The sequence below is a fragment of the Vibrio nigripulchritudo genome (assembly GCF_027924785.1).
GTDB classification, from domain to species: Bacteria; Pseudomonadota; Gammaproteobacteria; order Enterobacterales; family Vibrionaceae; genus Vibrio; species Vibrio nigripulchritudo.
Map to the genome: position 1 here is coordinate 1259159 of NZ_AP027050.1, position 11732 is coordinate 1270890.

Annotated in this window: 12 protein-coding genes and 2 pseudogenes; 4 read left to right on the forward strand and 10 right to left on the reverse strand. The window is 43.5% G+C overall.

Translation table 11 applies throughout. The features are described from left to right. Window positions 1–162 precede the first annotated feature (162 nt). Genes QMG91_RS24065 through QMG91_RS24075 form a run of 3 tightly spaced genes read left to right on the forward strand, consistent with a single transcriptional unit; the run spans window position 163 to window position 4413 of the window. Entirely contained in the window at window positions 163–837 is a 675-nt protein-coding gene (locus QMG91_RS24065) for an ABC transporter ATP-binding protein (protein WP_281830581.1), read from the forward strand. After that, window positions 824–3328: an ABC transporter permease gene (locus tag QMG91_RS24070; RefSeq protein WP_281830582.1), complete on the forward strand. Its 2505-nt coding sequence runs from the start codon at window positions 824–826 to the stop codon at window positions 3326–3328. The genes QMG91_RS24065 and QMG91_RS24070 overlap by 14 nt, the downstream gene beginning before the upstream one ends. Beyond that, window positions 3328–4413, forward strand: a complete 1086-nt coding sequence (locus QMG91_RS24075) for a lipocalin-like domain-containing protein (protein ID WP_281830583.1) — start codon at window positions 3328–3330, stop codon at window positions 4411–4413. Before QMG91_RS24070 ends, QMG91_RS24075 begins: the two co-directional genes overlap by 1 nt. Before the next feature lie 14 nt (window positions 4414–4427). Here the strand turns inward: QMG91_RS24075 and QMG91_RS24080 are convergent, their stop codons facing one another. From QMG91_RS24080 to tdh, 9 genes and pseudogenes are all read right to left on the reverse strand, one after another. Further along, entirely contained in the window at window positions 4428–4820 is a 393-nt protein-coding gene (locus QMG91_RS24080; RefSeq protein WP_197540567.1) for a GFA family protein, read from the reverse strand. 24 nt (window positions 4821–4844) lie between these two features. Continuing rightward, window positions 4845–5582 (reverse strand): SDR family NAD(P)-dependent oxidoreductase, encoded by a 738-nt coding sequence (locus tag QMG91_RS24085; protein WP_281830584.1) that lies wholly within the window; start codon window positions 5580–5582, stop codon window positions 4845–4847. A 171-nt stretch (window positions 5583–5753) separates the two neighbouring features. Beyond that, the gene (locus tag QMG91_RS24090) at window positions 5754–6122 is read right to left on the reverse strand and encodes a DUF6559 family protein (protein WP_281830585.1); all 369 of its coding nucleotides are present in this window, start codon (window positions 6120–6122) and stop codon (window positions 5754–5756) included. Between the two features lie 102 nt (window positions 6123–6224). Continuing rightward, complete coding sequence (locus QMG91_RS24095) at window positions 6225–6941, reverse strand: sulfite exporter TauE/SafE family protein (protein WP_281830586.1); 717 nt, start codon at window positions 6939–6941, stop codon at window positions 6225–6227. A gap of 14 nt (window positions 6942–6955) precedes the next feature. Next, complete coding sequence (locus QMG91_RS24100; RefSeq protein ID WP_281830587.1) at window positions 6956–7576, reverse strand: HAD family hydrolase; 621 nt, start codon at window positions 7574–7576, stop codon at window positions 6956–6958. 147 nt (window positions 7577–7723) lie between these two features. After that, entirely contained in the window at window positions 7724–8191 is a 468-nt protein-coding gene (locus tag QMG91_RS24105; protein ID WP_281830588.1) for a GNAT family N-acetyltransferase, read from the reverse strand. Between the two features lie 123 nt (window positions 8192–8314). Next, a complete protein-coding gene (locus QMG91_RS24110) occupies window positions 8315–8656 on the reverse strand; it encodes a hypothetical protein (RefSeq protein ID WP_281830589.1) in 342 nt (113 codons plus the stop codon). Window positions 8657–8691: 35 nt separating this feature from the next. Beyond that, complete coding sequence (locus QMG91_RS24115; protein ID WP_022612595.1) at window positions 8692–9027, reverse strand: zinc ribbon domain-containing protein YjdM; 336 nt, start codon at window positions 9025–9027, stop codon at window positions 8692–8694. A gap of 605 nt (window positions 9028–9632) precedes the next feature. After that, window positions 9633–9773, reverse strand: a pseudogene (gene tdh / locus QMG91_RS24120) (L-threonine 3-dehydrogenase); the annotation flags it as partial. A 767-nt stretch (window positions 9774–10540) separates the two neighbouring features. On the opposite strand from tdh, the pseudogene QMG91_RS24125 reads away from it, so the two are divergent. Then, window positions 10541–11069: pseudogene (locus QMG91_RS24125) on the forward strand (YjiH family protein); the annotation flags it as partial. 166 nt (window positions 11070–11235) lie between these two features. On the opposite strand, the gene tnpA reads toward QMG91_RS24125, so the two are convergent. After that, a complete protein-coding gene (gene tnpA / locus QMG91_RS24130; protein ID WP_281830590.1) occupies window positions 11236–11652 on the reverse strand; it encodes an IS200/IS605 family transposase in 417 nt (138 codons plus the stop codon). Window positions 11653–11732 lie beyond the last annotated feature (80 nt).

The window sequence follows — 11732 nt, forward strand, 5'->3', positions numbered from 1 at the left end:
CCCAGCCAGAAATCCTGTTTGCTGGCTCGGGTTTGATACAAATAAGGTGATCTATCGCTCTTCTCTTTTTTTGTCTGGGTATAAATTCAAATCAATATCTGACACCATTGGCAGACAAACTTCGTATTGATATCAATGCCTTCAATTACAGGGAGCCACGGGTTGGGACAACCACTAGTTGAACTTAAAAATGCGTCAAAACACTTTGTGGATGGTAAAGAAGCCCACCATGTATTGAATGACGTTAACTATGCGCTTTCCTCAGCTTCAAGTGTTGCACTTACCGGAAGCAGCGGAAGTGGAAAAAGCACACTTCTCAATATCATTGCGGGGTTTGAACCGCTTTCTGCCGGAGAGCTATGGATTGATGGCGACAACACATCTGAATGGAAGGAAGCTCAGTGGAGCCGTTTCCGCTATCAAAAACTCGGGGTGGTGTTTCAACAGTTTAATCTACTGACTCCCCTTAACGTTCAGCAGAACATCGCGTTTCCACTTCAACTAAACGGTAAACAGTGGAACGACTGGTGTGATTATCTGGTAGATAAGCTGTCGATCTGCGAGCTCCTCAATCGGCATGTGTCTGCACTTTCTGGTGGTCAGCAACAACGAGTTGCCATTGCCCGAGCTCTTGCCCACCAGCCTCAACTTCTTTTAGCTGACGAACCAACTGGTAACTTAGATCAAGGTGTAGAACTGGAGGTAATGGGCTTGCTAAAAGACATCGCCCAGCAAGCGAATACTGCCATTGTTTTAGTCACCCACAGCGAGACGTGTGCCGAATTCATGCAGCACCGTTACCACCTTGTCGGCGGGTGTTTGCATGAGTCTAAATGAGAACAGGCATATTCGCTCCACACTCGCCATTTTCGTCGCACATTACCGGCAGGCGCCACTTCAAGCCGTCGCAATATTGATTGGCATTGTTCTAGCGGTAACTTTATTTGTCGCGGTGCAAGCCATTAATCTCAATGCCAAACGCAGTTATGCCGAATCAACAGAGCAGCTTAGCGGACAGGCACAAAGCCTCATCCTCCCTCTTTCCGGTCAACACTACCTGCCCGAGTCTGTCTATTTTTCAGTGCGTCAGGCAGGATTAAACCAAGCCTTACCTGTTATTGAAGGACGCGTGAGAGATAATCTGGGACGTCGTTGGTCAATACAAGGCAGTGATTTAATCTCTGCCATAACTTCTCAGTTTAATAAGCAAGTTTCATCTCGCGAAAACACAGTAACTAAAAGCTCATCTGTCTCTCTGTTTGATTCAAAATTGCCTCTGGCAAGGCTTCTTGCTGGTGAGCCATTGGTCCTTGTCAGCCAGTCACATCACGAAAGCATGGGCGGGGTCAGTCAACTCATTTTGGAAGGAGTAGAAACGGACGTCATTGCTGTTCCCGACCAGTGGCAACTGGGTAGCAGAATGCTAATGGATATAGGGTTCGCGCAACAACTGATGAAAAAAGAAGGCAAGCTTAGTTATATCGCCGTTTTTGATAATCAGGGAACCGAAGCATCAAATTGGGAAAGGTTCATTAACCAAAAAGCGCAATTGATCACTAATACACAAAGTACCGACTTGGGGTCACTCACCGATAGCTTTCACCTGAACCTCACTGCCATGAGTATGTTAGCGTTTCTGGTAGGTTTATTTATTGCCTACAACGGAGTGAAATACAGTTTACTCAAGCGAAATCGCTTGCTGGTTCAGATACAGCAAGCGGGTATCACCCAGAAAACCGTTTTTGCAAGTCTACTTATCGAACTGATCTTTCTGGTTACCTTAGGATCGTCTCTCGGTTTCGTCATGGGCATTCAATTGAGCCACTGGCTGCACCCTATGGTTGCTCTGACGTTAGAACAGCTTTACGGCGCGACTCTGCTTCCCGGAACCTGGTTCTGGCACTGGTGGTTACAAGCTTTGGGTTTAACGCTTGTTGCGACGTTAGCGGCGTGCTGGCAGCATTTTAAACAGCGCGTAAATCAAACCCTTTCTTCTCACAGTGGTTTATATCAAACACCAGAAAACTCGAATGAAAACCGACTGTTCTTTATTGCTGTCGTTTTGTCTGCTTCCGCTCTGACTGGGCTCTGGGCTAGCGATTATTTTCGCTTCACCATGGTCTGGCTGGGTGTGTTGATCGTCTCCATTCCACTGTTCCTTCCTAAAGCGATGAGTACTCTCTCGTGTTGGGCTGTCGGGAAAACCACGTCTGGTCTCATGCTCTATCTTTTTGCGGAACTGAAAGAACTGATTGCCCCGCTTTCACTCGCTATGATGGCGTTACTTTTGGCGGTCACCGCAAACATAGGGATGAATACCTTAGTCGGTAGCTTCGAGTTCACTCTAAAACAATGGTTAGAGAAAAAACTGCATGCCGATATCTATGTCAGCCCATCTCAGAGCAAAATGGCTGAAGTTGAACAGGCGTTATATCAGTTTGAGGGCGTCGATAAAGTTTATAAACAGTATTATGTCGACGAGAAAATTCTGGGTTTACCGACTTTGCTAGGCACTAAAGATCCGTCCACGCTTGAGCAAACCATGGTTTTTAAATCTCATACACCTGATTTTTGGGATAACTTTTATTCAGGCAAAGTCGTTGCCATCAGCGAGCCCACCGCCGTTAAACTTAACCTGGAGTTAGAAAGTGATTTTGTTGTCGACACTTTGTCCAACAAGGCGCTTAAAGTGGGTGCTATTTTCCATGACTATGGTTCACCAAATGGTGAAGTTTTGATTTCTCCAGATCTATGGAATCAACTTGGGTTTTCACCTACTCCAACCAGCCTTGGAGTGAAAGTATCTGGCAATATCGATCAGGTTCAGCAAGAGCTAATCCAAAGGCTGGAACTTCATTCGAGCCAGCTTTATGATCAGGCAGAAATCAAATCCATCGCGCTAGAGATATTCTCACGTACCTTCTCCATTACTAGTGCTCTAAATGGCGTCACGCTGCTGGTCGCGGTTATCGGGTTATTCAGTGCATGTTTTATGTTGCTCGAAGCACGCAAAGCCGCCATTGCTCGGCTCCACGCAATTGGAGTTAGCCGAGCCAAACTAATGGGGTTAGTTCTGGGTCAGATTGCGGCGTTAGTAGCGTTCACCCTTATGGTCGCATTGCCTTTGGGAGCCATTGTGGGTTACGTACTTACCGACATCATCACGCTTCGCGCATTTGGCTGGAGCCTTAATTACTTATGGAGCTGGAGTGACACCTTGGTTCTTGTGCTTGTCACCCATTCCTCGGCGCTTGTCGCAACGGCATTACCTTTGTGGCGCTTAGTGAGCCGCCCTCTTATCTCCAGCTTACAAAGCGAGGTGCTTTGATGAGTACTTGGTTTAAAACAGCCTCAATAAGCTTGATTTTACTTTTTCTGACAGGGTGTGAAGATAAACCCCAACAAGGAATGGGATTATGGCTGGGGGAACAAAACCATCAGTTCGCTGAGGTGACTGAAGGCGTTGAGATAAGGCTGCCTGATGATCACCGTGCGCACCCAGATTTTCGTCACGAATGGTGGTACTTTACCGCCAATTTAGAAGACAGCCTCAGGAACCCACTCGGCATCCAATGGACACAATTTCGTATTGCTGTTTCCCCTTTAGAACAGGCTGAAAAAAGTAGCTGGTCCGGTAACCAGATATATATGACGCACAGCGCCGTTACCACATCGGATTCTCACCTTGCCGATGAAAAGTGGTCTCGTGCACATCCTCAGCTCTCTGGGGTTGAAACCGTTCCGCTACGCGTATTTCTTGATGACTGGCAATGGAAATCTTCTACCCGTGATCTTTTTCCTGCCTCGCTTAACGTTAAATCCGATCGGTTCGAATATTCGTTAACCTTAACCAGCAATTCGCCTTACCAAAAGCAAGGTAAAAGTGGGTACAGCCAGAAAGACAAGAATGGCGAAGTCGCTTCCTATTATTACAGCCAGCCTTTTATCCAAGTTGATGGTGAAGTGCTTATTGATGGCGAGATCAGGAAAGTAACGGGTAAAGGTTGGATTGACCGTGAGTGGAGCTCTCAGTTTCTGCTGGGTTCTCAACAAGGCTGGGACTGGTTTGCGCTTAGATTAAGTGAAGACACCAGTCTGGTTGTTTTTCAGTTGAGAGATTCTGAATCAGGCGATACCAGCTATGCTCACGCCAAGCTGATGAACAAAGACGGCAGCAGTAAAACAATCGACCAAGAGCAGATAACCTTACGCGCGACTTCGCAAACAGCGATTGATGGAAGATCTTATCCGACAGAATGGCAAGTTCAGATTCCTGATTACAAGATTAACCTGACGGTTTCAGCCCTGAACCCGAATGCCAAAATGCCGCTTACCATTCCTTATTGGGAAGGTCCTGTTCAGTTTAGCGGTTCGCACTCTGGCTCGGGTTATATGGAATTGACAGGATATTAAGACTTCTAAACGCGTCAGCGATCCGCTGGGTGGTTCACGCCATCATTGGTTACCACCTCACCAAGATCAAATGGGTTGACGCCTTCTAAGCACCCAACATTGAATCCGTATTCGTGAGGATTAGAGCGCCTTTGATGGTGAGTATAAATTCCGCAATTTGAGCAAAAGTAGTGCTTAGCGGTTTGAGTGTTGAATTGATAAAGCTTGAGTACGTCCTCACCTTTGAGGATCTTTATTCCATCCAAGTCCACTGATGCCACAATCGCCCCTTTACGGCGGCAGATAGAACAGTCGCACCGCCTTGGGTTATCGATGCCATTTGGTAGTGTAAGCTCCAGTACGACTGCTCCGCAGTGGCAGGTTGCTTTGTGTTTGGGAAGAATTTTGGTATTACCTACTTGCTTAATCATCTCATGACTCCTTCCTTTGAGTTATTTTAGCGAGATTCCTCCATCGACCACCAACGTATGACCAACGATATAGCTCGATTTATCAGATAGCAGGAAATCTATGGCGTCTGCGATTTCAGATATTCTGGCAAATCGTTGAATGGGCACTTGAGACGAAACATTGTCACGAAGTTGTTCATCTTTCTTGGCTCGTTCTTCCCATCTCGGTGTCCAGGTAGCACCCGGAGCAACAGCATTGATTCGAATACCTTTTTCGATATTTTCTAACGCCAGAGACTGTGTTAGCCCCTCAATCGCGTGTTTAGCTGCGCAGTACATAGTGGCATTTGGAGTAGGTCTTAGTCCATTTATTGAGCTTACATTAACCATGGTAGAGCCAGCAGACATCATTTTAATCTGATACCGAATATTCAGTGCTTGCGCCCAGAAATCGTTGTCTAGCGTAGACTTAAGATCTTCTATTTCTACCGAGCTGAACTCTCCAAGAGATGCAATTGCAGGAGATGCATTGTTCACCGCGATGTCTATTTTTCCGTAGGTTTGGGCGATGTATTGATACCAATGATCTAAACCGCGTTCGTCAGTGATGTCTAAGCTTTGGTAATCAACATCCTTCAATTCCGGATGTTTCGAAACGGCACTATCCCAACTTGAACTGCTTCTGGAACAAGTTACCACCTTGTAGCCCTTATTCACCCACCGGCTAACCATTTCAAGCCCAATGCCTTTGGAACCTCCTGTTATCAATGCAGTTTTCATAGGTGCGCCTATATTTTTTATAAACAACCATCAGCATATCAAGAACAAACGTATCGTCAATTTGCACCACTGGGTTGTGACTGTTCGATCTGTTTTTCTGGCTCTAAGGAATAGAAAAAGGTGGCATGAGCCACCTTCAGGGAGATTTAAAAAGCGAGAATATACGGCGACTTAGTATCGTGCGTGCATTCCAAAATGGTGGGATAGGTTGTCATCCATGTTTCCGCCTTTCCACCCAGAACCACCCAACAAGTTCAGGATATCTCTCGCGTTATAGTCTCGACCTTCAAAGTAGTCATTCGCAATGTCTTGCCTGATTGCAGCGACAGCTTGTTTTTCTTTATCCGAGTCGAACTTGAGCGACGTGTACTCACAAAACAATGCCAAAACTATTTGTTTTTGGCGTTTACACAACTCGATACTGTTTGCTTCAACCTGACCAACGGTGTAGTAGTCACGACTTCCATATCCTTTCATCAGTAACGGTGAAAGACGTTTTATCACCTTCTTGGTACGTCTTCTTTGTAAGTATCGAATCATATAACCCTCAATCATAAACAGGGTGATTTTAACTTAGCTTCAATCTTATTCGGTAGCAGAAACAAGTAAGCGAGAGTAAGTTTCAAATCCACCACGAGTTGCTTACATTAGCACAGTCGCAATCATCTTGATCGCCATAACAGTAAGCAATGCTTTAATCGCGTAAATCCATTTCTCATTGTTTGCCGTTCGTCTTAACTGGGTGCCAATAAACGAACCCAAAACGGAGCAGATAACCATAACCGTCAATAAAGCTAAGTTTCCAGTCAGCGAAAAACCAATGATCCCAAACACCAATATCTTGCTCAGATGACTGATGGTCATGAACAATGCACTCGTTGCAATAATCTGGTTTTTATCTTCAAGATCTTTGGTGAGTACGCTCAATGCAAGCGGTCCTGTTGCTCCAACAACCAACCCAAGTCCAGACTGCAAAAAACCAATAACGTAGTAGCTTTCGTATTGACCAATGAAGGTTGAAAATCGCTTACTCCAGATATTCAACAGGATATAAATTCCAATTGCCAAGGGAATGTATTCCGTGGGCATGCTAACGATCAGGAAGCCAAAAACAATCACGCCCAGTAAAGTGCCAGCAATGAATTTGGGGAGAAAATCCCAGCGCACACTGCTCCAGGAAAAATACATTCGGGAAACATTGCTAGCTAATTGAGTTACACCGTGAACAGGAACAATAAGATGAGGCGCCAAAAATGCGGGAAGTATGGAAATCAGTAATAGCCCTCCGCCAAAACCGAAGACACCTGCAACTGCCGAGGTGAAAAACGAAGCGATACCCAGTATGTAAGTAGTTTCCACTGTGACTCCCTGCTTTATTCTTTTTGGTTTGCTTTTGTCAGTTGCTGTTTAACAAACTGGAGTGCTTCTCTCGCATTTCTATAGTGGTGGGATTGAATGCCTAATTCTCTGGCAACAAGGATGTTATTTTCACTGTCATCAATAAATGTGACTTGTTGAGCGATACATTCACTCAACTTCATGGCTTTAATGAAGTATTCGGCATCAGGTTTTGATACTCCAATTTCAAACGAATTAACTATGTGAGCAAAATAGGAGTCTAAATTCGCTGCCTGTAATTCATCCCTTAAGATTGATGTCGCATTGGTGGTTAGTACCAACTGGCATTCTGGGGCAGCATCTTTTATGTCGCGTAAAAACGATAGGTCAATTGTAGATTGAGCTTTTTTCCACGCTTTTATGAGTTCTTGGGCAATAATCTCGGTGTGGTTAGATGATAGCTTTCTAAACACACTTTCTTGCCATTTATCGTGGGTAGTTTTTCCGGTTATCGCTGGAAATAGAAAATCCTTGGAAAACGCAACACTAAACAAAGTCCCCTGCTTAAGCCCAAGCTTTGATTCACTCTGACTTATGCCGGAACTGTCCCAGTGTCTGATTACTCCATCAAAATCCAGGAAAATTGTACTAATCATCTTCACCCAGCCGATTTATGTTATTGCCGCAAATAGGAAAAGCGCATTGCACTCTTATACCCTATCCAAAGCGTTCAGAAAATCATCGGCTGGTATCGGTGTGCCCTCACTGACATTTCAATACATTCGCAACAATTCTCTGTTTTACTAAATGTCCCAACGGAAAAACGGTCGGTCGCCATCCATCCGTTCAATTTTAGCTCCCAAGTTGAGATAAAAGTGGTGTGCTCTATTGTTGATGGGGCTTGCCGTCCATGAAATATGCGATACCCCTTTCTCTTGGGCTAGTTCCTTTAAGAAAGTCATAACTTTTCTGCCATGACCTTTTGAACGCTCTGTATTCAAAACCAATAGATCATCAAGCCAGACTGAAGGCAAACCACTAAAAGAAGAGTATCGATAATGGAAAATCGCAAAACCGATCGGTTCATCACTCACTTCCAATATGATTGCATGAGCAAAAGGCTCTGAGTTAAAAAATGTTTTTTGAATTCTTTCAACTGAGGTGGTGATTTCTCCTTCAAACCCTCTCATAGAGCGGTCAAAATCGGCTTTTTTGTTTATTAGACTCAGAAGAATGGGGGCATCTTCAAATATCGCTTTTCTTACTTTCAAGTTTCCTTCCTTTGGATTATATGCAATCAGCAAAGTAACACTTTCATTTCATTAATATAAATCAGAGAGTTATTTTAGAGAAAAGAGCGAAATAGCTCGCTCTCTAATGGTAACTTCAAGATATCACTCGTTCAGAAGTATAGAAATTTGCGTTGCAGAACCTAAAACACGACTGCTATTTACATATACTCTAAGGCTTTGATTATTTGCTTTCGCAGCAAGAGCAATGGACACCATTCCAGAATACGCTGGATGGTTATTTTTTAAATAAAGATAAGAACGCCCATTGCAGGAATTGTCTTTCAGTTTGATAACTAGTGAATTTGCGTGAGCATTCCCGTCATCACGATCTGCTTGAATCATAACTTGCTGTAGCTCTTGCAATCCACAATCTATGAATGCAGCATTTGCTGCATTAGAAAAAATGGATGTCATAATCAGCGCAATTGAAAACATGTATTTCATTTCTACTTTCCTTGTTTTTATAGATAGAAAAAGCTCTAAGCTTTCTTTACAAAGTGAGCCGTAATCATCATCTCACCAGCACCGTCGACTTTGCAGTCCAGTTGATGGTCCTTACCATCGACAATTCGGCGAACTAGCGCTTTGGTACCAATCTTAAGTACCTGAGAACTGCCTTTGACTTTCAGATCTTTGATCATCGTGACTTTATCGCCTTCTTGCAGTAAGGCTCCGTTTGCGTCTTTCACGGTAATGGAATCTTCAGCAAGAAGCTCGTCAGGATTCCATTCATGGAAGCACTCTGGGCAAACCAAGTTACTTTGATCTTGGTATACATATTCGGACGTGCAGCTAGGGCAAGGAGGAAAAGACATGGGGTATTACTTGTTAAAATGAATTTGTCAGAATGCTAACGGGTTTGATAATTAGAAGCGAGCATAAATTGAAAGTTGCAGTTAGTGAAATCAACCCAACCATGAACGGTATTGCTCTTCAGCAAGGTTAGATATTTACATATCATTCACATCTACCCAATTAGGACAGTGGCGTCTATTCAAAAGCGAGATTTTAATCGTACGCCCACTATCATTAGTGCATTTATCATCATCCAAAAAACCAGATCGCATTCTACGCCATCTATCTCCCTGAAGGTGATAGGAATTACCATTTCTAGAAAGTTTAACTAGTTCTATGGTTACTCACCCATCCTCCGAGCCCACATAGGCTAGTAGCTTTCTGTACTTATGTGCCATCCTAAATCTACTCTACAGTAAATACCTTTAAACTTAAGCCTCACATGTTAAAAAACGTTCGGTACTTTCAATAATCTTTAATTAGTCCATTATTCTTCTATATACCACATATAGAAAAAACATAATCTATTAGTTTATATATGAAATAAGCCAATTTTGTAATTAAAATGATTCCAAAATGGCGACTGATATAAAAATGGCAGCCGAAGCTGCCATTTTTTTAGAATCTAATCGAGAATGACCTTACCAGATTGCCCGCTTCGCATGATATCAAAGCCTTTCTGGAAGTCATCAATATTGTAGTGATGAGTAATGATTGGTGTAAGGCCCAAGCCAGATTAAATCGGTCTCGCCATTTTGTACCAGGTTTAAAACATATTGGGCATGATAGAAAAAACTTTTTCTATCATTAGGTTATGAAAATATCGATTTACTTTGGGACCGAATTGGGACGTTTCACCTATTCGATAAAATTGGTCATTTTCAACGAACAACTTGCATGATTGTTGGCGAAATGCCTTTTGCAAGATTGGGAACTAGCTAACTACTCATCAATGAGCTTAGCAAATAGCAACACCAAATTTTAGCGGTATAGGCAACTTTCAATGATCTACCCATATATTCAAAGCTACCCCATTAATCGACTACATGTATAGGTACTAAGCTTCTTACAAAACAACATCAAGGATGTAATTTTAGTGGCTCTTATCACATTAAAAATCAATGGCGACAAACCCAACTACCCGACACTATAGTATTTAAGGATTGCCCAGAGCTGCCCATCATTGTTTCTGATTGGGTAGGTCAAGGCGGCACCACCAAATTGTACACTAGTAGACCTAGAGAGTACGGATTCATCAAAAATGGCGTTCTACACATGAACGACAAGCTCTCCGATGTACCCAAAATGATAGTTATTAGCACTTAACTCGAAGACATATCACCACGTGTTATTATTAAAAGTAGCAAGAATTTACACTCGAGTCGGTACACGCAACAGGTCGCTACACACTAGGTACGTGAGTCGATGAAGCAACATTTCAAAACTTCCTGTGTCGCAGTGAACGAATATCTATCTCAATATGCAAAGCCAATGCAATAGTAAAATTATCGAACTTGTCATTTTTCAGGTATACATCCTGAGTCTGCAATTCCCTTTTCAGGCCACACATCATTCTCTTGAGGAATGGAGCTGACACTTAAACGTTCAGGATAGGTCAAGTCAACGAAAGATGTTATTGGGTGAAGGCATGCTTGCCACCACAAATATGGTTTTTGGCGTGTTGCCTGTCGTCATGGACCTTGGCACCATAGCGCTGGTGATTGCCGAATACAGCACACTGTCCGAAATGCTTGGCGCGCCATTCATTCCGTATCTTGAACTAATGGGCGTACCAGAAGCGGTGGCGGCATCAAAAACCGTCATGGTTGGTTTCGCAGACATGTTTATCCCTGCAATTCTTGCTGCGGCCATTGACAATGAGATGACCCGTTTCATCATCGCCGCACTTTCTGTCACTCAGCTTATCTATATGTCGGAAATTGGTTCACTACTGCTTGATGGTAAGATCCCAGTGAACATTTTTGAACTGTTCTTGATCTTTATTCTCCGTACCATTATCACGCTGCCCGTCATTGCGGGCGATGCGCACCTGATTTTCTAAATCAGCCGATAGTGAAAAAAAGTATCCACCGGCATAGCCGGTGGTTTTTCATATGCGCCTATAAGGCTCTCCTACTGGCTGCGCCCTAACAGGCGCATAGTGATCTCACATTTGCATATGACTATTTCCTGCGACCCGTAAACGGGCTACCCGAGTATGGGAGCGACTACTGTTCTCCCATTTTATCCTGCTCTCGCTGATGCTTTATATCGCTTTGGATTTTGCCCGTGTTTTTACCCACCGTATCTACATAATACCCTCGACACCAAAATGCTCGGTTCCTGTACTTGAACTTCAAATTGCCAAATCGCTCATATCGCATCAGGCTACTTTTCCCCTTCAAATACCCCATCAATGATGAAACTCTCATCTTAGGCGGTATCTCTAAAAGCATATGAATATGATCTACACAGCATTCCGCTTCAATAATATTCACACTTTTCCATTCACATAGTTTTCTTAGTATCTCTCCTACTGCCCTTCGTTTCTCTCCGTAGAACACTTGCCGTCTGTACTTAGGTGCAAAAACGACATGATATTTACAATTCCATCGCGTGTGCGCTAAGCTCTTTTCGTCCCCCATTGGGACCCCCTTTCAATTCTTAATTAACTCTTGCAGTTGCCAGACCACAAGACGTTTTTATCAAATTGAAAGGGGTTATA